The sequence below is a fragment of the Sphaerisporangium dianthi genome (genome assembly GCF_042654065.1).
Classification (GTDB): Bacteria; Actinomycetota; Actinomycetes; order Streptosporangiales; family Streptosporangiaceae; genus Sphaerisporangium; species Sphaerisporangium dianthi.
Map to the genome: position 1 here is coordinate 19,727 of NZ_JBHSFP010000041.1, position 19,892 is coordinate 39,618.

17 protein-coding genes and 1 pseudogene are annotated in these 19,892 nt (G+C 70.8%); 6 read left to right on the forward strand and 12 right to left on the reverse strand.

What is annotated here, in order from left to right:
* Nucleotides 1–125: 125 nt before the first annotated feature.
* Both ACFO60_RS36030 and ACFO60_RS36035 read right to left on the reverse strand, forming a co-directional pair.
* Nucleotides 126–2,111 carry a 2-isopropylmalate synthase gene (locus ACFO60_RS36030; protein WP_380850228.1) on the reverse strand — a complete coding sequence of 662 codons (1,986 nt, stop codon included), beginning with the start codon at nt 2,109–2,111 and terminating at the stop codon, nt 126–128.
* A 94-nt stretch (nt 2,112–2,205) separates the two neighbouring features.
* Nucleotides 2,206–2,541 (reverse strand): hydroxyisourate hydrolase, encoded by a 336-nt coding sequence (locus ACFO60_RS36035; RefSeq protein ID WP_380850231.1) that lies wholly within the window; start codon nt 2,539–2,541, stop codon nt 2,206–2,208.
* Nucleotides 2,542–3,050: 509 nt separating this feature from the next.
* Between ACFO60_RS36035 and ACFO60_RS36040 the strand changes: the two genes are divergently transcribed.
* Nucleotides 3,051–3,227, forward strand: a complete 177-nt coding sequence (locus ACFO60_RS36040; protein WP_380850234.1) for a hypothetical protein — start codon at nt 3,051–3,053, stop codon at nt 3,225–3,227.
* 428 nt (nt 3,228–3,655) lie between these two features.
* On the forward strand, nt 3,656–6,733 hold the full coding sequence (locus ACFO60_RS36045) for an AfsR/SARP family transcriptional regulator (protein WP_380850237.1): 3,078 nt from the start codon (nt 3,656–3,658) through the stop codon (nt 6,731–6,733).
* A gap of 46 nt (nt 6,734–6,779) precedes the next feature.
* On the opposite strand, the gene ACFO60_RS36050 is transcribed toward ACFO60_RS36045, so the two are convergent.
* A complete protein-coding gene (locus ACFO60_RS36050; RefSeq protein WP_380850240.1) occupies nt 6,780–7,769 on the reverse strand; it encodes a helix-turn-helix transcriptional regulator in 990 nt (329 codons plus the stop codon).
* 94 nt (nt 7,770–7,863) lie between these two features.
* Between ACFO60_RS36050 and ACFO60_RS36055 the strand changes: the two genes are divergently transcribed.
* Nucleotides 7,864–8,262, forward strand: a complete 399-nt coding sequence (locus tag ACFO60_RS36055; RefSeq protein WP_380850243.1) for a VOC family protein — start codon at nt 7,864–7,866, stop codon at nt 8,260–8,262.
* A gap of 52 nt (nt 8,263–8,314) precedes the next feature.
* Here the strand turns inward: ACFO60_RS36055 and ACFO60_RS36060 are convergent, their stop codons facing one another.
* The 7 genes from ACFO60_RS36060 to ACFO60_RS36090 form a co-directional block, all read right to left on the reverse strand.
* Nucleotides 8,315–10,240 (reverse strand): helix-turn-helix domain-containing protein, encoded by a 1,926-nt coding sequence (locus tag ACFO60_RS36060; protein WP_380850246.1) that lies wholly within the window; start codon nt 10,238–10,240, stop codon nt 8,315–8,317.
* A gap of 56 nt (nt 10,241–10,296) precedes the next feature.
* Nucleotides 10,297–11,082 (reverse strand): 3-hydroxybutyrate dehydrogenase, encoded by a 786-nt coding sequence (locus ACFO60_RS36065; protein WP_380850249.1) that lies wholly within the window; start codon nt 11,080–11,082, stop codon nt 10,297–10,299.
* 59 nt (nt 11,083–11,141) lie between these two features.
* Complete coding sequence (locus tag ACFO60_RS36070; protein ID WP_380850252.1) at nt 11,142–12,158, reverse strand: branched-chain amino acid ABC transporter permease; 1,017 nt, start codon at nt 12,156–12,158, stop codon at nt 11,142–11,144.
* Nucleotides 12,155–13,018 carry a branched-chain amino acid ABC transporter permease gene (locus ACFO60_RS36075; protein ID WP_380850255.1) on the reverse strand — a complete coding sequence of 288 codons (864 nt, stop codon included), beginning with the start codon at nt 13,016–13,018 and terminating at the stop codon, nt 12,155–12,157. The genes ACFO60_RS36070 and ACFO60_RS36075 overlap by 4 nt, the downstream gene beginning before the upstream one ends.
* Nucleotides 13,019–13,081: 63 nt before the next feature.
* Nucleotides 13,082–14,326: an ABC transporter substrate-binding protein gene (locus tag ACFO60_RS36080; RefSeq protein ID WP_380850258.1), complete on the reverse strand. Its 1,245-nt coding sequence runs from the start codon at nt 14,324–14,326 to the stop codon at nt 13,082–13,084.
* A gap of 166 nt (nt 14,327–14,492) precedes the next feature.
* A complete protein-coding gene (locus ACFO60_RS36085) occupies nt 14,493–15,209 on the reverse strand; it encodes an ABC transporter ATP-binding protein (protein ID WP_380850261.1) in 717 nt (238 codons plus the stop codon).
* Nucleotides 15,196–15,954, reverse strand: a complete 759-nt coding sequence (locus ACFO60_RS36090) for an ABC transporter ATP-binding protein (RefSeq protein ID WP_380850264.1) — start codon at nt 15,952–15,954, stop codon at nt 15,196–15,198. Before ACFO60_RS36090 ends, ACFO60_RS36085 begins: the two co-directional genes overlap by 14 nt.
* A gap of 452 nt (nt 15,955–16,406) precedes the next feature.
* Between ACFO60_RS36090 and ACFO60_RS36095 the strand changes: the two genes are divergently transcribed.
* Nucleotides 16,407–17,792, forward strand: a complete 1,386-nt coding sequence (locus tag ACFO60_RS36095; protein WP_380850267.1) for a tannase/feruloyl esterase family alpha/beta hydrolase — start codon at nt 16,407–16,409, stop codon at nt 17,790–17,792.
* Between the two features lie 52 nt (nt 17,793–17,844).
* On the opposite strand, the pseudogene ACFO60_RS36100 reads toward ACFO60_RS36095, so the two are convergent.
* Both ACFO60_RS36100 and ACFO60_RS36105 read right to left on the reverse strand, forming a co-directional pair.
* Nucleotides 17,845–18,123: pseudogene (locus ACFO60_RS36100) on the reverse strand (phosphotransferase-like protein); the annotation flags it as partial.
* 58 nt (nt 18,124–18,181) lie between these two features.
* Nucleotides 18,182–18,604 (reverse strand): phosphotransferase-like protein, encoded by a 423-nt coding sequence (locus tag ACFO60_RS36105; RefSeq protein WP_380850270.1) that lies wholly within the window; start codon nt 18,602–18,604, stop codon nt 18,182–18,184.
* A gap of 114 nt (nt 18,605–18,718) precedes the next feature.
* Here ACFO60_RS36105 and ACFO60_RS36110 point away from each other — a divergent pair, with 114 nt between their 5' ends.
* A complete protein-coding gene (locus ACFO60_RS36110) occupies nt 18,719–19,066 on the forward strand; it encodes a PadR family transcriptional regulator (protein ID WP_380850273.1) in 348 nt (115 codons plus the stop codon).
* Nucleotides 19,063–19,557 carry a hypothetical protein gene (locus ACFO60_RS36115; protein WP_380850276.1) on the forward strand — a complete coding sequence of 165 codons (495 nt, stop codon included), beginning with the start codon at nt 19,063–19,065 and terminating at the stop codon, nt 19,555–19,557. The genes ACFO60_RS36110 and ACFO60_RS36115 overlap by 4 nt, the downstream gene beginning before the upstream one ends.
* Nucleotides 19,558–19,892: the final 335 nt, after the last annotated feature.

Consider the following 19,892-nt stretch of genomic DNA (forward strand, 5'->3'; position numbering starts at 1 on the left):
GACGAGCCTCCCTTTTCGACGTCTTCACATGTCGCCGCGTGGCGCCTTCCATTTGTCTGCACTTGTCCGAATTCGGTGCTAATTGCCACGCTAGGTTGGGGCGCCTTTCACCTGTTATCGAGCTGCTATCCGCGATGAGACGGCCGCCGCGCGGGCGTCCGAGGTGCGGGAACACCGGCGGGCGCCGCGGCCGCGAGCGACCGCGCGCGCACGGCGGGCGCCTCGTGCGGCGCCGGCGGCTCACCCTCGCCGGGCGCCTCGTGCGCGGGCGGCCTCTCGTACGCCCGGGGCGTCTCGTGCGCGGGCGGCCTCTCGTGCGCGGGCGGCCTCTCGTGCGCGGGCGGCCTCTCGTGCGCGGGCGGCCTCTCGTGCGCGGCGGGCACGGACTCCATGCGCGCCCGCGTCATGGCCGACCGGACGGCCGAGAGGGCGGCCGCGCCCGCCTCGCCGGCGACCCCGGCGCCCCAGATCGACCTGCCGCCGGCCCTGCACTCGGCGTAGACCACCACCTCCTCGCCGGCGCCCCGCCCGTGCGCCGCCTCACGGGCGGTGTGGTGGACGGCCCGCACCTCGACGCCCCAGCGCGCCAGCGCCTCCCTCACCCCCGAGAGGCGGGCCGCCCTCGCGTCCCCGAGGTCGAAGCCCCCGCCGTCGATGTGCAGTTCGGCGACCACCGGGTCGCCGGTGAACACCAGCGGGATGGGCAGGGCGGGGTACTCCAGGTACTCGCGGTCGAACAGGTCCTTGACCCGTTCGGGCGCGACCTCACCGCCCTCGGCGTCGGCGTGCGCCTGCACCACGCGGGCGAAGTCGGCCTGGAGCGGGCGCGGCAGGCTCATGCCGTGCCAGGCGCCCATGATGTAGGCCACCCCGCCCTTGCCCGACTGGCTGTTGAGCCGGACCACCGCCTCGTAGGTGCGGCCGACGTCCCGCGGGTCGATCGGCAGATAGGGCATCTCCCACGGCAGGCGCGGGGCCGGGACGCCCGCCTCGGCGGCGGCGCGCTCCATGGCGTCGAAGCCCTTGTTGATCGCGTCCTGGTGCGAGCCGGAGAACGAGGTGTACACCAGGTCGCCGCCGTAGGGGTGCCGCGGATGGACGGGCAGCCCGTTGCACTCCTCCACGGTGCGGCGCACGGCGTCCAGGTCGGAGAAGTCGATGCCGGGGTCCACGCCCAGAGAGAGCATGTTGAGGCCCAGGGTGACCAGGCAGACGTTGCCGGCCCGCTCGCCGTTGCCGAACAGGCAGCCTTCGACGCGCTGCGCCCCGGCCAGCAGCGCCATCTCGGCGGAGGCGACGCCGGTGCCGCGGTCGTTGTGGGGATGGACCGACAGGCAGACGTGCCGGCGGCGCGACAGGTGGCGGTCGAACCACTCGATCTGGTCGGCGAAGACGTTCGGCATCGAGCGCTCGACGGTCGTGGGGAGGTTCACGATGATCTCCCGCCCCTCGTCCGGCCCCCACTCCTCCATCACGGCCTCGCACACCTCCAGCGAGAACTCGGGCTCGGTGTCGTTGAACAGCTCCGGGGAGTACTGGAAGCCGAGGTCGCAGCCGCTCAGCAGCCTGTCCGCGTACTTCATGACCAGCCGGGTGCCCTGCACCGCCAGATCCTTGCACTCGTCCCGGTCCATCCCGAAGACGACCCGCCGGAACAGCGGCGAGGTGGCGTTGTACAGGTGGACGGTGGCGCGCCGGGCGCCTTCCAGGCTCTCAACCGTGCGCCTGATCAGCTCGTCGCGCGCCTGCACCAGCACCGAGACGCGCACGTCGTCGGGGATGCGGTCGCCTTCGATGAGGGCGCGCACGAAGGTGAAGTCGTCCTGGCTCGCCACCGGGAACCCGACCTCGATCTCCCGGTAGCCCATGCGCACCAGCAGGTCGAACATCGCCATCTTGCGCTCGGGGCCCATCGGGCGGGCGAGCGACTGGTTGCCGTCGCGCAGGTCGGTGGACAGCCAGCGCGGGGCGGAGGTGATGACGTTGCCGGGCCAGCGGCGGCCGGGCAGGTCCACCGGCGCGCTCGGGCGATAGCGGCCCGCCCGTCGCTCCGCCGGGCCGATCGCGGCGAGGCCGCGCGCCGCGGCCTCGGTGGTGTTCGCTGTGGTCACTGTCGGGTTCCCTTCTCCCCTTGCTCCGCCTTGCGCCGCCGCGCGCCGTCCGGGAGGGGGAAGGCCGGACCGGGCACGGCGGGGATGCCGTCGCTCACGCGATCCGGAAATGTGTGGAATACGAATACGGAGACAGCATCACCTGGATCTGATAGGAGTCCGTCTCGTCCTGCATTCGGAATGTCACGATTATTTCTGGATAGGCCGCGCTGACTCCGAGGCCGACGAAGTAGTAGTCGCTGTCGAAGACGATGCGGTAGAGGCCGCGCTCGAGCTTCTTGTCCCGCCACTCGCTGATGCGGCCCTCGCTGTCGGTCTCGGCGTCGGCCAGGTCATGCCATCCTCCGTGGCCGTCGCACTCCAGGCGGGCACGTACGCCGGCGGCCGACCGGCCGTAGACCCCGTCCAACGCCTGCGCGGTAATACTCATGTCCGCACACCTATCTGCCGTGCCCGCCGCAACGGACAGTTTCCGCACCATCGCGATAACACGCCGTCGAACGGCGCTTCCCACTGCGAGCACGCGCGCGAGTCCTGGGCGCCCTGCCACGGACGAGGGTCCCTTACGCGACGCGCGTACGGGCGCGGGACGGACGGACGCCGATGGCGTGGGGCCGGTCCCGGCCTGGGGCAAGAGTGCACAACGGCACTATCGTTCCGCTTTCCGGTTTCTATTCAGGGCCGCCCTCCGCCCATCCCCCGGGGGTGTCCTCGCAGCTCAGACCGCTTTTCGCGGGGCCGGCAAGAAGGTGTGCGGCGGCGGAAAAACCGGCGATACCAGGAAAAAGCAGAAATAAGCGGATTCAGACCCCTGAGCTGCCGAGATGGCGGGTGAGAAGAGAACCGATAAGGACCGGATGGTGGTGATTTCTACGTTGAAGACGTTCCAGCGAACGGCTGCTGGGCACCCGCACCGCGACACCGGAAGAGGTCATGGAAATGAACGCTCAGAGCAGCGGCCACGGCTTTCGGTCTCTCGTCTCCGCGGTCGCCACCGGCGACCCCGAGGCCGGAGCGGCCCTGGGCGCCGCCCGTCGTTCACCGGTGCCCTGCCGGACGCGGCGGCCGGCCTCCGCGCACCGCGCCGCCGGCTCGGGCAACACGCCCTGGGGATGACCGCCTCCGGCGCCCTCGCGTACCACGGCTTCACCAGCGATGAATGAAACGTCCACATCCGGCCACGAGTCCCGCCAGACCTCTTCCGGACGACGCTAAAAATCACCCAGAGCGGGATATTTCACCACATAGATCACCGTACACCCCTGCAAACCGGTAGCACACGCGAATGGACACCGAGAGTGCGAGAAGTATCCGTAGACTCTCTATAGATCCGAACCTCGTATAGTTGTACGATCCAGACATAAGTGACATTGCCTTAAGTAACCGGCTCGCGCCCGACAGTAGAAGCCGAGCAATGGTCCTAAGCTACTAGGCGATGTTCGCTACGAGAGCGGATCTCCTGGCATTACGCGTCCGTGTACCTCTCGCATCGGAGGGTGATCGAACTTCCGGATGGGCTGCGAGTCTTGTTGCGAGGAGATGCAGTGCAATTCGCGATTCTTGGGGCACTTGAGGCGCATGCCGCCGATCGTCGTCTCGATCTCGGCGGCATCCGGCAGCAGATCGTGCTCGCCGTGCTCCTGCTGGACGCCAACCGGGTGGTCACCATCGGCCGGCTCATGGAGGCCATCTACGGCGACGAGCCGCCCACCACCGCCCGCGCCCAGGTCCAGATCTGCATCTCCGCCCTCCGGAGGCTGTTCGCCGCCAACGGCAGCCCCGACATCATCGCCACCCAGTCGCTGGGCTACTCCATCCGCGTCGCCGCCGACCAGATCGACGCCCAGTGCTACGAGAGCCTGGTGCAGCGCGCCCGCCGCGCCCGCGAGGCGCGCAACGTCAACGAGGCGATACGGCACTACCGCGAAGCCCTGGCCCTGTGGCGGGGTCCGGCCCTGGACGGCATCGAGAGCAGGCTCGTGCAGTCGGCGGCCGGCCGGCTGACCGAGAGCCGCATCACCGCCAACGAAGACTGCATCCAGCTGGAGCTCGACCTCGGCCGCCACCACGAGCTGGTGGGCGAGCTGACCGAGCTCACCGAGGAGTACCCCCTGCGCGAACGGCTGCGCGGCCTGCTCATGACCGCGTTGTACCGCTCGGGCCGCCAGGCCGAGGCGTTGCAGGTCTACCGCAACGCCCGCCGCACGATGATCGAAGAGCTCGGCATCGAGCCCAACGAGCGCCTGCAGCAGCTCGAGCACGCGATCCTCACCTCCGACGAGAGCCTGGCCGCCCCGCCGACGCCGCCTCCCGACAAGGTCGAGGTGCCGCCGGCGGCCGGCTCGATGCCCAACGTCCCGGGCATGCTTCCGACCGACATCGCCGACTTCACCGGCCGCGCCAAGCAGATCGAGGAGATCCGCCAGCGCCTGCTGCTCGCCTCGGAGGACCGCTCGCGGTTCGCCGTCCCGATCATCGTGATCGTCGGCAAGCCCGGCGTCGGCAAGACCACCATCGCCGTCCACGCCTCGCACGCCGTCGGCGATCGCTACCCGCACGGGCAGCTGTTCGCCGACCTGCACGGCGGGGCCTCCCGTCCCGCCAGCCCCATGCACGTGCTCGAGCGGTTCCTGCGCGTCCTCGGCGTGCCGGGCGCCGCGATCCCCGACGGCCTCGAAGAGCGGGCCGAGATGTACCGCGCGCTGCTCGCCGACCGCAAGATGCTGATCGTGCTCGACAACGCCGGCAGCGAGAGCCAGGTCCTCCCGCTGCTCCCCGGCAACCCGTCCTCAGCGGTGATCATGACGAGCAGGAGCCGGCTGGCGGGCCTGGCGGGCGCGTACCACGTCGACGTGTCGACCTTCGACTCCGGCCAGTCGGTGAACCTGCTGTCCCGCATCGCCGGCATCGAACGGGTGCAGTCGGAGATCGAGGCCGCCGAGGCCCTGGCCGACCTGTGCGGCCACCTGCCGCTGGCCCTGCGCATCGCGGGCGCGCGCCTGTCGGCCCGCCCGCACTGGAGCATCGAGCAGCTGGTGAGCCGCCTCGCGGACGAGACCCGCCGCCTGGACGAGCTCAAGCACGGCGAGATGGGCATCCGGGCGAGCATCTCGCTGACCTACGACAGCGTAGGCGAGGACGCGCGGCGGCTGTTCCGGCGGCTGACGATCCTGGACTCCCAGATCTTCTCGGCCTGGGTGAGCGCCGCCCTGCTGGACCAGCCGCTCCCCATCGCCCAGGACCTGCTCGACGACCTGGCGGACGCCCAGCTCATCGACATCACCGGCATCGGGTACGGCGTGAACAGCCAGTACCGCTTCCACGACCTGATCCGGGTCTTCGCACGCGAGCGCCTCGCGGCCGAGGAGTCGCCGGCCGAGCGCAACGCGGCGCTCGAACGCGTCCTCGGCGGCCTGCTGTTCCTCGCCGAGGCGGCCCACCGCCGCGAGTACGGCGGCGACTACGTGCAGATCCACAGCCAAGCCCCGCGCTGGCCGCTGCCGGACAAGCTGGTCGGCCAGCTCGTGTCCTCCCCCCTGCAGTGGTACGAGCGCGAGCGTTCGATGCTGGTGTCGGGCATCCGCCAGGCGGCCCAGGCGGGCCTGGTGGAGCTCTGCTGGGACCTGGCGATCAGCTCGGTGACGCTGTTCGAGTCGCGCGTCTACCTCGACGACTGGCGCGAGACCCATCAGGTGGCGCTAGGGGCCGCCCGGCAGGGTAACGACATGTGCGGGCAGGCGGCCATGCTGTACTCGCGCGGCTCGCTCTACATCACCGAGCAGCGGTTCGGCGACGCCCGCTGCGACTTCGAGGCGGCGGTCCAGCTCTTCGAGGAGGTCGGCGACAGCCAGGGGACGGCGCTGGTGATCAGGAACATCGGTTTCCTCGACCGGCTGAGCGGCCGGTTCGCCGACGCCGAGGCGCACTACCGGCGCGCCCTCGACATCTTCCGCGGCAACGGCGACCAGGTGGCCTCGGCGTACGTGCTGCACAACCTGGCCCAGCTCCGGCTGGAGTTCGACGACCTGCCCGGCGCGCAGCGGCTGCTGTCGGAGGCGCTGGAGCTCAGCCGCAGCAGCGGCAGCAGGCGGGTGGAGGCCCAGGTCCTGCACCGCATCGGCCACACCTACCTGCAGTCCGAGCAGCCGGGGCTCGCCGTGGAGGTCTTCGAGGAGGCCCTGACGGCGGTGCGCAACATCGGCGACCCCACCGGCGAGGCGTACGCCCTGCACGGGCTCGGCATCGCGCGGATGCGCCGCGGCGAGCTGACCGAGTGTGAGAACGCTCTCACCCGCGCCCTGATGCTGGCGAGCGCGTCAAGCGAGCACCTCGTCGAGGCGCGGGTGCAGCTCGGGCTGGGCGAGCTGGCCATGGCCCGCGACGACGCCCCCCAGGCGGTCATCCACCTGGAGCAGGCCCTGTCGCTGTTCCGCCAGATGCACATGCCCCTCCAGGAGGCCCGCACCCTGATCAGGATCAGCGAGGCCCAGCAGTCGGCGGGCGACGAGGAGGCCGCGCAGGACTCCCTCAACCAGGCCCTGACGCTGACCGACAAGATGGACGCCCCGGTGGCCGAGCAGATGCGCGGCCAGCTCGCCCAGCGCCTCGGCGACCACGGCTGAGGCCGGGCGGCTGGATGTGCCGTCCCATGACATCGGTTCCTCGCTGTCAGGCTTGGCGGGCGTAGGACGTGAGGCGATCGGCGAGCGCGATGACGAGGTCGCGTAGTTCATCGGGGCGCTCGATGACGAACGGCCGGTCGAGTGAGGCGAGTATCCGAGGCAACCAGTCGAGCTGCTGCGCCCGTAGCTGGACGCGCAGCCAGTGCTCGGCCGCCGGGTCCTTGTCTGCCGTGGGCTCGTGCTCCTCCAGGCTCGCGACGGTGGCGGGGAGGTGCGCGCGGATCTGCTCGACTGTCCCGTGGATCCGCAAGGTCACCTCGTGCCGGTACTCGGCCGTGGCGAATCCTGACAACACGCGCTGTGCCGGATCGGGACCCACGGGCTTTTCGAATGAGCCGGGCAGGGTCCGTGCGTCTGTGATGCGATCGAGCCGGAAGGTTCGGCCCTCGCCGATCTCGGGGTCCGTGCCCGTGACGTACCACCGGCCCGCATGGGCGACGATCCCGTACGCGTGCAGTGTGCGTTCGCTGCGCCGTCCGTCGCGGTCGGTGTAGCGGATCGAGACCGGTCGGCGGTGGCGCACCGCATCGGCGATGGTGAGCAGGAGCCCGGCGTCCGGGTGGTCCAACTCGCCGGGCTGATCCGTGAAGGCGAGAGCTTCCAGGAGTGTGTCGAGCCGGCGGGCGATGTGCTTGGGCAGCACCCGCCGGATCTTCGCTGACGCCGTCTCGTTCGCCGTGCGCTCCGTCGTCGTCAGCCCTGCCCGGCGGCCGACGACCAGGCCGAGCAGCACGGCCAGCGCCTCGTCGTCGCTGAGCATGAGCGGAGGCAAGCGGTACCCGGGAGCCAGCCGGTACCCGCCGTAGCGGCCGCGCACCGACTCCACGGGCACGTCCAGGTCGATCAGCTGGTCCACATACCGCCGCACAGTGCGCCCTTCGACGCCGAGACGGTCGGCGAGCTCGGCCACAGTCCGGGTGCCGCCCGACTGCAGCAGCTCCAGGAGTGTCAGCACGCGGCCGGTGGGTCGTGGCATGTTCGCAGCCTAACGCGAATACAGGACCGATTCTGTCCACTATTTCTCCTAGCCTGCGACGTGCACGCCTCCAGCAACAGCCAAGGAGATTCCCATGGACTTCGTCTCGATCCGCATCATCACCAGCGACGTCGCATGCCTCGTCGAGTTCTACGAGCGGGCTACAGGGATGCAGGCGATACGGGCCACCGAGGACTTCGCCGAACTCAAGACCGCGGGCGCAACCCTCGCGATCGCCGGCACCCGCACCGTCCCGCTGTTCGCCGCGGGCTCTGCCCGCCCGGCGGACAATCACAGCGTGATCATCGAGTTCCTCGTCGACGACGTGGACCGCGTTCACCAGAACCTGACCGGCTTCGTCACCGACTTCGTCAACGAGCCCACCACGATGCCCTGGGGCAACCGGTCGCTGTTGTTCCGCGACCCCGACGGCAACCTCGTCAACTTCTTCACCCCCGTCACCTCGGAGGCCATCGAAAAGTTCGCACGCTGACGCCACGCACAGCCGCTCACGCGGGTGGAACCAACGTGCTGAGACACCACGGCTAGAGCACGCGGTCGTGCCCCTCCGGGGGGCGCAGGCGGTTGAGGCGCAGGGCGAGCTGGATCTCCAGGGCGCGCTCGGGTGACTGCCAGCCGTCGCCGAGCAGCCTGCCCACCCGGTCCAGCCGCTGGGTGACGGTGTTGACGTGGATGTGCAGCCGCTCGGCGGTGCGCGACAGGCTGGAGCCGGTGCCGAAGTAGGTCTCCAGGGTCTGGACCAGCGCGGTCCCGCGCCGCCGGTCGTAGGTCAGGACCGGCCCGATGGCGCCGTCCAGGAATCCGCCGACGTCGCGGTCGCGGCCGATCAGCAGGCCGACGAAGCCGAGCTCGTCACTGCCCGCCCCTTCGCCTTCACGTCCGAGCGCCAGCAGGGCCTCGGCGCAGCGCCGCGCTTCGCGGTAGGCGTCGGCGACGGCGGCCGGGCCGTGGACCGGGCCCGCCGCCCCGGCGGTGACGGGGGTGCCGAGCGAGGCGCCGAGTTCCTTGGCCACCCGCCGGGCCACCGCCGCGGGGTCCACGCCGGGCAGCAACAGGATGGTCTCCTCTCCCCTGGCGGCCACGAGCCCGTGGCGGGAGGCGGCGTCGGAGGCGGCCCAGAACGCCGTTCGCCGGGCCGACACCGGCTCCTCGGCGCGGTGCCGGGCGACGACCAGGATGTGCGGGGCGTCCAGGTCGACGCCGAGCAGCCGCGCCCGGCCGTGCAGGGCGTCGGAGTGGACGGCCCGGCCGGTGAGCAGGTCGTCCAGCAGTTCGCCCCGCACCCGGCCCTCGGCCGCGGCGGCGGTGCGGCGGAACAGCATGAGCAGCGCGGTGACCAGGGCGGCGCGTTCGAGGATCCGCTGGTCGGCGCCCGACACCTCGTCGGGGGTGCGCAGCACGAGCGTGCCGAGGTTCTCGGTCCCGGAGGCGACCGACGCCACCCACAGCTCGCCCCGCTGGACGGTGCGGCCGAGCCTGCGGGAGGCGGCGGCCGCGGCGGCGACCTCGGTCTCCTCCAGGTCGCCCGCCGAGCCGACCGCGGCCAGCCGCCGCCCGTCGGCGTCCAGCACGACGATGGCGCCGCCGAGGATGTCGGTGACCACGGCTGCGACGTCCTCGACCCCGCCGCCGCGCACGACCAGGCCGGTCATGCGGTCGTGGGCCTGGGCGGCGCGCTCGACGGAGGCGCTGTGCGCCTGCAGGAGCCGGTTGGCGGAGCTCAGCTCGCCGAGCGCCGTGCGGGTCTCCTCCAGCAGGCGCGCGTTGTCGAGGGCGACGGCTGCGTGCGCGGCCAGCGAGGCGAGCAGCGTCACCTCTTCCTGGGCGAAGGGGCGGGCGCTGCGGTTGGCGGCGAACAGCACGCCGATGATCTGCGCGCCGAGCCGCATCGGGACGCCGAGGATGGCGACCAGCGCCTCCTCCTTCACGGCGGTGTCGATGTGGGTGCGGTGGCGGAACCGCTCGTCGGAGACGTAGTCGGCGCTGGCGTAGGGGGTGCCGGTCTGGGCCACCAGGCCGCCGAGTCCGGCGCCCATGGGCAGCCGCAGCGCCCGGAACGCGGCCGACACCGACCCGTCGGTGACCCTCATGTAGGTGTCGCCGCGGTCGGCGTCGTGCAGGGTCATGTAGGAGATGTCGGCGTGCAGCAGCCTGCGGGCACGGCGCACGATGGCCTCCAGCACGGCGCCGACGTCGCGCAGCCCCGCCAGGTCGCCGGCCGTCTCGAACAGCGCCGACAGCTCGGCCTCGCGGCGGGCCCGGTGCTCCAGCAGAGCGCGCACGCGCAGCGCGGCGAGCTTGGCCTGGTCCAGTTCGGCGAGCGTCTCGGGGGCGGCGCCGGCGGCGCGCGCCTCGACCAGCGGGGCCTCGAACTCCACCGGCGGAGCCTCGCGGGCGAGCAGGTCGAGAAAGACGGTGCAGCTCATGGGGTTCATTGTCCCCTTGATCATGATAAATCCCCCGATGCGTCAGTCGGCGGCGATGCGGGCGCGGCTCCAGATCGCCCTCAGTGCGCCGTCCAGCCGCCGTCTATGGTCAGGGAGGTCCCGGTGATCATGGATGCCTGCGGCGAGCACAGGTAGGCGACGGCCTCGGCGACCTCCTCCGGCTCGATCAGCCGCCGGATGGCCGCCGGGGCCAGCATGATCCGCTCGACGACCTCCTCGGGCGCCAGGTCGTGCGCCCGCGCCTGGCCGGCGATCTGCTCCTCCACCAGCGGCGTGCGGACGTAGGCGGGGTTCACGCAGTTGGAGGTCACCCCGTGCGGGGCGCCCTCCAGGGCGATCACCTTGGACATGCCCTCCAGGGCGTGCTTGGCGGTGACGTAGGCGACCTTGAACGGCGAGGCGCGCAGCCCGTGCACCGAGGAGATGTTGACCACCCGCCCCCAGTCCCGCTCGTACATGCCGGGCAGGACCCGCCTGAGGAGCCGGAACGGCGCCTCCACCATGATCTTCATCATGGCGGCGAAGATCTCGGGCGGGAAGTCGGGGATCGGCGCGACGTGCTGGAAGCCGGCGTTGTTGACCAGGATGTCCACCGCGCCGCAGTCGAGCGCGTCCACCGCGGCCATGTCGGTCAGGTCGGCGCCCAGCGCCACCCCGCCGATCTCGTTTGCGGCCTCGCGCGCCTCCCGCTCGCGGACGTCCAGTATGAGGACCTCCGCGCCCGCACCCGCCAGCCGCCGGGCGCAGGCCCGCCCGATGCCGCTGGCCCCGCCGGTCACCAGGGCCCGCCGGCCGGTCAGGTCCACCCCGGCCGGCCGCCCGGCGGTCACGCTCGTTGAAACCACAGCGAATGCTCCTAGATCTACGGGGATGCGGGGGCCGCCTCGAACCGAGCCGGCCGCGGTCACACCGGCGAGCCGACGCCCTGCGGCCGGGCGGCGGAGCCGTCCGGCGCGTCTCCGGGCGGCGGGTCCTGCGGCCCGCCGCCCGCGCGGGCGTGCAGCAGGTCGCGGGCCGTGCCCCAGACGCCGCGCCGGAAGACCAGCACGATGACCACGAAGATCGTGCCGGTGACGATGCCGATGCCCTCGAAGCCGGAGGTGACCAGGTAGTCGTTCAGCTCGACCACCAGGGCGGCGCCCAGCACCCCGCCCCATATCGTGCCGATGCCGCCGAGGACGACCATCATCACGGCCTGGCCCGAGGTGGTCCAGTACACGTTCTCCAGCGACGCGAACCCGTGGCCGATGGCGAACAGCCCGCCGGCCAGGCCGGACAGCGCGGCCGACAGCACGAACGCCAGCAGCCGGTAGCGGTCCACCGGGTAGCCGAGCGCCTGCGCACGCGCCGGGTTGTCCCTGATCGAGGCGAGCACCCGGCCGAACGGCGAGCGCACGATGCGCCACACGGCGGCGAAACCGGCCAGCACCAGCGGCAGGCCCGCGTAGTAGAACACGAACGAGTCCGACAGGTCGAGGCCGAACAGCTCGCGCGGCACCCCCTGCAGGCCGTTCTCGCCGCCGGTCAGGTCGCGCCACTGGTTGACCACGAAGTAGACCATCTGCGCGAACGCCAGGGTGACCATCGCGAAGTAGATGCCGCGCAGGCGCACCGACAGGTAGCCGATGGGCAGGGCGAGCACGGCGGCGAACGCCGCGCCGCCGAGCACCGCCACGGGGAAGGGCAGCCCGGTGCGCAGGGCGATGAGGCCCGCGACGTAGGCGGCGCCGCCCCAGAATGCGGCGTGCCCGAACGACAGCAGCCCCGTGAAGCCGAGCAGCAGGTCCAGCGCGGCGGCGAACAGCGCCCAGCAGGCGATGTCCAGCGCGACCGGCGGATAGACCATCCAGGGCAGGGCCAGGGCGAGCAGCAGCCCGGCGGCGAGCAGGAGGGGCCGGGCGGCGAGCCGGGAAAGGATCACGACGGCGACTCCTCGCGTCCGAACAGGCCGGCCGGGCGCCACAGCAGCACGGCCGCCATCAGGATGAACACCAGCGTCTGCGACAGCGCGGGCACGTAGAGGTTGCCCAGTGCCGAGACCAGCCCGATGGCGAACCCCGCCGCCACCGAGCCGAAGATCGAGCCGAGGCCGCCGATGACCACGACCGCGAAGACCGTGATGATCAGGTCGGAGCCCATCAGCGGGTTGACCGCGCGCATCGGCGCGGCGAGCACCCCGGCGAAGCCGGCCAGCGCGACGCCGAAGCCGAACACGGGCGTGACCCAGCGCCCGACGTCGATGCCGAGCGCGCGGGTCAGCTCGGGCCGCTCGGTCGCCGCCCGCACGATCATGCCGACGCGGGTGCGGGTCAGCACCACCCAGACCGCCGCGCAGACCACGAGCGAGACGGCCAGCACGAACACCTGGTAGGCGGGGTAGGTGAACAGCCCGAGGTCGACGGTGCCCGACAGCGCCTCAGGGCGCGGGTAGGGCCGGGACTGCACGCCGTACTCCCGCTTGACCAGGTCCTGCAGGATCAGGGCGAGCCCGAAGGTGAACAGGAAGTTGTACAGGGGGTCCAGCGGGGCGAGCCTGCGGATGAACAGCCGCTCCAGCAGCGTGCCCGCGAGGCCGAGCACGACGGGGACCGTCACCAGCGCGGCCCAGAAGTTCACGCCGAAGGAGTCGAGCACGACGTAGGAACCGAACGCGCCGAGCATGTAGAAGGCACCGTGGGCGAAGTTGACCACGCCCAGCATGCCGAAGATGACGGCGAGGCCCAGCGCGAGCAGGGCGTAGAAGGCGCCTCCCACCAGGCCGTTGAACGCCTGTTGGAGCACGGTGACCTCCAGGGGGACGGTGGCGGGGCGCCGGCCGGGACGGGCCGGCGCGCCCGCCGGGGATCAGAGCTTGCAGGCGGCGCCGGCCGGCTGGAACGCCTGGTCGGCCGGAATGGTGCTGAGGATCTTCTCGTAGTCCCAGGGCTCCTTGACCTCGCTGGACGGCTTGACCTGGGCCAGCGAGACGTCGTGCAGCAGCAGGTGGTCCTCGGCGCGGATGGTCGCGTTCTTGGCGAAGGCGTCCTCGAACTTGTAGCCCTCGAGCTGCTTGACCACCGCGTCGGAGCCGTCGGTGCCGGCCCGCTGCACGGCCTCCAGGTACTGGGTGGCGGCGGAGTAGTTGGCGGCGTTGGGGAAGCTCGGCCGCTTGTTCGCCTTCGCCTGGAACTTGTCGGCCCAGGCGCGGTTCTCCGGCGAGGCGTTCCAGTACCAGGCGTCGGTGAACTTCGTGCCGGCCAGCGCGTCCGGGCCGAGGGAGTGGATGTCGGTGATGAACATCAGCCCGACGGCCAGCCCGATGCCCTTGTCGCGCAGCTTGTACTCGTTGTACTGCTTCACCAGGTTGACCAGGTCACCGCCCGCCTGCATGGTGCCCAGCACCTCCGGCTTGGGGCTCAGCCCCGGGGCCTTCAGCAGGAAGGTGGAGAAGTTGTCGTTCGGGAACGGCGCGGGGTCGCTCTGGACGACCTTCCCGCCCGCGCCCTCGACGGCCGCGGTGAAGTTCTTCTGCATGTCCTGGCCGAACGCGTAGTCCGGGTAGACGATGTACCAGTTCTTCGAGCCGTCCTTGGTCACCGTGTCGCCGGTGCCGTGGGCCAGCATGTAGGTGTTGTAGCCATAGTGGAAGGTGTACTTGTTGCACTGGGCGCCCTCCAGCTCGGTGGTGGCGGCGCCGATGTCCATGAAGATCTTCTTCTTGCTCTTGGCGATGCCCGCCACGGCCAGCGCCGCCGCCGAGGACGGCACGTCCAGGACGACGTCGGCGTGCCGGCGGTCGTAGAGTTCCTGCGCCTTGGAGTTGGCCACCTCCGGCTTGTTCTGGTGGTCGGCCGACACCACCTCGATGTCCTTGGCCACCGCCTTGTCGCCGTACTTGGCCTTGTAGTCCTCGACGGCCATCTCGACGGCGGTGACGCTGCTCTTGCCCGACAGGTCGGCGTAGATCGCCGACTGGTCGTTCAGCACGGCGAGCACGACCTTGCCGTCGCTGATCTTCTCCGCGCTCCCCCCGCTGCCGGGTCCGCCCGCGCAGCCGGCGAGCGTGGCTCCCGCCGCGACCAGGGCGGCGGCTCGGCCCAGAGCTTTCATGTTTTCTCTCCTGTAGGTCATTTCCGGGGCGTTGGAACTCCGGGGGGTGCGGAACCCGGGTGTCACTCCGGGGGACGTGCGGCCGGGGCCGCGCGCGGGAGCGCGGGGGCTCCGGCGCGGCGTCCGGTGTGCGGCCGTGGCCGGGGCGCCGGGCGGCGGGCCCGGGTCAGATGCCGAGGTAGCCGAGCAGCTCGTGCTCACGGGTGCGCATCTCGTCGTTGTCCAGCGACTCGACGACCCGTCCCTCGGCGAGCAGGTAGTGACGGTCGGCCACCGTCAGGGCGAAGTGCACGTTCTGCTCGATCAGCAGCACGGTCGTCCCCTGCCGCCTCACCTCGCGCAGGATGTCGCCGATCTGCTGGACGATCAGCGGCGACAGGCCCTCGGTCGGCTCGTCGCACAGCAGCAGCCGCGCCCCCATGCGCAGCACCCGCGCCAGCGCGAGCATCTGCTGCTCGCCGCCCGACAGCTTGGTGCCGGGGAACGCGCGCCGCTCGGCGAGCCGGGGGAAGGTCTCGTAGACCCGCGACAGCGGCCAGGGGTCGGGGCCGACGCGGGGCGGCAGGGTGAGGTTCTCCTCGACGGTCAGCGTGGAGTACACCCCCCGGTCGTCGGGGACGTAGCCGAGGCCCTGGCGGGCCCGCCGGTGGGCGGGCAGCCGGGTGATCTCCTCGCCTCGGAAGGAGACGCTGCCGGAGCAGCGTCCTTGCAGGCCCATGAGGCAGCGCAGCAGTGTGGTCTTCCCCGCGCCGTTGCGGCCGACGAGCGTGACGATCTCGCCCTCCCCCACCCGCAGGGACACCTCGCGCAGCGCCTGCGCCTCTCCGTACCAGGCCGACAGGCCGTCGACGGCCAGCAGGGAGGTGGTGTCAGTCCTCGGCATGGGGGTCTCCCAGGTAGGCGCTGATGACCCGTGGGTCGTGGCGGATCTCGGCGTAGGGCCCTTCGACGAGCACGCGCCCGCTCTGCAGGACGGTCACCCGGTCGGCCAGGCTGGAGACGACGCTCATGTTGTGCTCGACCATGACGACGGTGCGCCCGGCGCGGACCTTCCTGACCAGTTCCACGGTGCGGTCGATGTCCTCGACGCCCATGCCCGCGGTGGGCTCGTCCAGCAGCAGCACGCGAGGGTCGAGCGCGAGGGCCAGGGCCAGTTCCAGCGCCCGCTTGTGGCCGTAGGCCAGGGTGCCCGCCGGGGTGGCGGCGTGCGCCGTCAGCCCGACCTGGTCGAGCAGTTCGGCCGCGCGGCCGGCGTACCGGCCGAGCAGGCGGTCCGAGCGCCAGAAGCGCCAGGTGATCCCGGTGGCGCCCGCCAGAGCCAGCTCGACGTGCTCGCGCGGGGTCATCTGCGGGAACAGGCTGGTGATCTGGAAGGACCTGGCGACGCCGAGGCGGGCCACCTGTTCTGGACGCCTGCCGGTCAGGTCGCGGTCGCCGAGCATGACGCGGCCCGCGCTGGGCGAAAGGAAGCCGGTCAGCAGGTTGAACAGCGTGGTCTTGCCGGCGCCGTTGGGCCCCACCAGCGCGTGGACGCTGCCCTCGGCGATGTCCAGGTCCACCCCGTCGACGGCGCGGAAGCCCCGGAACTCCTTGGCCAGGCCCTGCGCCCGCAGGACGGGACCGTCCATCTGGCTCTCCTCCTCGTCGTCTCGATCCGGCGTCGCCGCCCTCGTCCCGGCCGTGCGCGGTGTTACCCGCGGATGACCTTGCCGTTAACGGACGAAGTCGTTGTGACGCGGAACACTAAGTGAGCCGGGCAGGCCGTTCCATGTGGGCCGGGCACACAATCCGCGGCGGCCGGGTGGGGCCTGGTCGTGTTTCCCGCAGCTCACAGCGCATGCCACGGGGGCGGGAGCGCGCCTGTGTGGGGCCGCCACGTACGAAGTCCGCCCCCGGGGGCGGCGGGCCCGCCGCCGATGGCGTCCCGCCCGGCCTCGCGCGGCGCGCGCCATGGCGGCGGCGGACATGAGCGGCCGGCCGATTGTGGGTGCGGCGGACGTGGCCGGGCTCACAGCGGATGAGCACCATGGCGGACACCGCTCGGGCGCCGCGTCGCCCGTCACTGTGTGAGGAGCCCCCCATGCGATCCATCGGACGACGTCCGGGCAGGCCGGCGAGCCTGGCCGTGGCGGCCCTGGCCTGCGCGGCGCTGCTCGGGGCCGCGCCCGCCGCCGGCGCCTCCGCGCCCTCGTGCGCGGGCCTGGGCCGGATCAAGGTGCCGGGGGCCGAGAAGCAGATCTCCGCGTGCCTTCCCGACCTGACCACGGCCGCGACGGTGGCCTCGGGCCACTCGGTCGCCGCCGACTTCGCCGGGCTCACCTCGGCCGGCGCGAAGAACCCCTCCGGCGTGCCCGGCGCGCAGATCGACGGCTACTTCCCCGACACCTCGGCCTTCAACACCGCCCACGGGTGGAACCACGACGGCCAGTTCGTGATCCGGCTGCCCGAGCACTGGAACGGCGGGCTGGTCGTCGCCGGGACGCCCGGGGTCAGGCGGCAGTACGCCAACGACTACGCCATCTCCGACTGGGTGCTGGCCCGCGGCTACGCGTACGCGGCGACCGACAAGGGCAACAGCGGCGCGACCTTCTACCAGGACGGCGTCAGGCCCGGCGACGCGCTGGTGGAGTGGAACGAGCGGGTCACCCAGCTCACCCGCGCCGCCAAGGCCGTGGTCGCGCAGCGCTACGGCCGGGCGCCGCGCCGCACCTACGCCGCCGGCATCAGCAACGGCGGCTACCTCGTGCGCTGGCAGCTGGAGAACCACCCCGAGCTGTACAGCGGCGGCCTGGACTGGGAGGGCACCCTGTGGCGCAAGGAGGGCCCGAACCTGCTGCAGTTCCTGCCGCCGGCGCTGCGCGAGTATCCCGGGTACGCCGCGACCGGCGGCGCCGCGGCGCATGACGCGATCATCGCGGCGGGCTTCGCGGCCGGCTCCGAGCCGCTGTGGGACTACCACCACAAGGTGTACTGGGACCTCACCCAGCGGATCTACCGCGAGGAGCTCGACCCGGCCTTCGACGGCGCGGCGGAGGCGGGCACGCCGTTCTGCGCGCCGGGGAGCCCGGCGTGCGACGCCGACTACGACTACGCCTCCCGGCCGAAGGCGGTTCGCGACGCGGTCGGGCGCATCGCGCTGACCGGCCGCATCGGGCGGCCGCTCATCACCTTGCACGGCACGCTGGACACCCTGCTGCCCATCGGCCGGGACTCCGACGTCTACGACGCGCTGATCGCCTCGCGCGGACGCGACCGGCTGCACCGGTACTACCGCATCGAAGGCGGCAACCACGTGGACGGCCTGTACGACGCCCAGCCCGGGCTGCTGCGGCCGATCCTGCCGTGCTTCCGCGAAGCCTTCGCGGCCCTGGAGGCGTGGACGACCCGAGGCGAGGCCCCGCCCGCCGACGCCACCGTCCCGCGCCCGGCGTCCGGCGACCTGGCCAACTCCTGCTCTCTCATCTAGAACTTTAGTGACGCCACGGGATCATGGTGGGGTTCTGCGGGCAATGCGCGTTTCAGTCAACAGGGCGGTCGGCCCGAACCGGCCGCACTCCTGGCTCGCGCGTGCGCAGCCGATCGATGGCCGAAGGCACCGGCGGCACTCCCGGAGCGGCGGCGATCAGCTCGGCGACCTCCGCGGGGCCGTGGACCGAGATACCGACCTCCACGTCATAGCAGCCATGCGCATGGACCGGCTCGTCAAGTGGCGGCACGGATATCCTGTCCGTTCGCGCCCGCTCACGCCGCTCCACCTCCTCCAGAGGACATCGGATCCCCACGAACAGCACCGGAACCCCTCGTACAGAGTGAGGTAGTGATCCAGCATCGGCGGTGTGATCACCGCCTCGGAGATCACGTCATGACCGAGCACTGTGAGATCGCGGAGCATGTGCAGGTAGCCATCGAGCACACGGCGGAAAGCACGCCGCCGTGATCCTGACGCCAGTACCGGCGCAGGTAGTCACCGCGTAACTCGTCCAGCGACAGGTGAAAGAACGGCTCGGCCAGCTCCTCCTGGAGGGCCTCGGCCACGGTCGTCTTCCCAGGGCTGGGGGTCCATTGGGAAAGACGAGCCGCCCGACCCGTTGAGGAGCCGGGCCGAGGAGTCCACCCGGATGAGTTCCCATGGCTCACGGTAGGACGACGGTGTCTCGGCGATCGATCGGGTTGGCAAACGACGCTGCCGCCACCGGCACCGGAACACCCTGGAGCAACAACGACTCCTGCGCGTTTCGGCTGTTCAGGGAAAGCCGCAAAGGGCGGAGCCGAAACCACCGGCCGTCCGCTTCTCCGCGAAGTCGTTGCAAGATCTCAGACGTAGGCCTCGATACGAACATGTGTCCGTCGTACCTTATTCGTGCTAGGTAGAGTAAGGATATGACAGGTCCCATGAGGATCACCGCTCCGACGCTCGACGTCTTGGAGGCATTCCTTCAGGCGCACGTCCGAGGTGTAGAGCTGCATGGATGGGCAATCGCCAAGACGACGAAGCGCTCAGGCCCTACCGTTTACGGAGTGCTCGATCGCCTTGAGGACGCCGGGTGGATCGAAGGCACCTGGGAAGAGCAAGACCAACAGGCGAGCAGACCTCGCCGGCGGCTCTACCGCCTCAGCGGAAGAGGAATCGCCCATGCCCGCGCCCTGGTCGCAGATCGACGTCCCCAGGCGCTCCGCGCCATTCCAGGCCTTGGGTTTCTCCTCGTGGTTTACGTTTCGCTGGTCGGGAGCATCCGATGAGCGGATCCGAGGTCGCCGTTGCCGTTATCTTGGGCTTACTCATCAATGAATGCTGCGACATAGCGCCATGGCTCGCTCGCATGCTGGTGAAGCGGTCTGCTCACCTTCGCTACAATGATCGCTCACGAGCAGAGACACGCGCTGAGGAACTCACCGCTTTCATCAATGACCGCCCCGGAAAACTGTTGAAGCTGGCAACGGCACTGGCGTTCATATTTATCTCCCTGGTCGCCTATGGTGTTCAAGCCATACGCCGCTGGACTTCATCCGCTGTCGACAGGCTGGGGACAGAAGACCAGGCATTCGCGTCTTTACAGCGTTGGACGATCGGCCACCACGGCACCACGCGCTCCTATCGGGACCCCCGTTTCGACCGAGTGATCGTCTGCGTCACCTGCAAGGGAAACGGCAGGGGCGATGAAGATTGGCCCTGTCGGACCTGCCAGGGAAACGGCACCCTCAAGTTCCTCGAGCCTCCAGAGGCCAGCTGAAGCCGCGTTCGAACAACACCCCGACGGCGATCCCCGACCATCCGAAGAGACGAGGTGTGCGGCATCCTGACCCAATGCCGCTCAGACTAATGGATCATGAGGTAAGGGTCAGCTCGGCTAGGTTCGCGAGGCTGACCGCGGCCGGGCCGTCGTGCCGTATGCCAGCGTCGCTGGGCCTCTTGACGCGATAGGAGTTGTGGCGGGCGCGCTTGACCACGCGCGGGTAGTTGCGGTCACGCCGCCTGGGGTTGAGATGCTTGGTGCGGGTGATGTTCTTCTTGAGTGCCTCTATGAGCTGTTCCTTATGGTCAAGGAGGAAAATCCGCAGCGCGCTC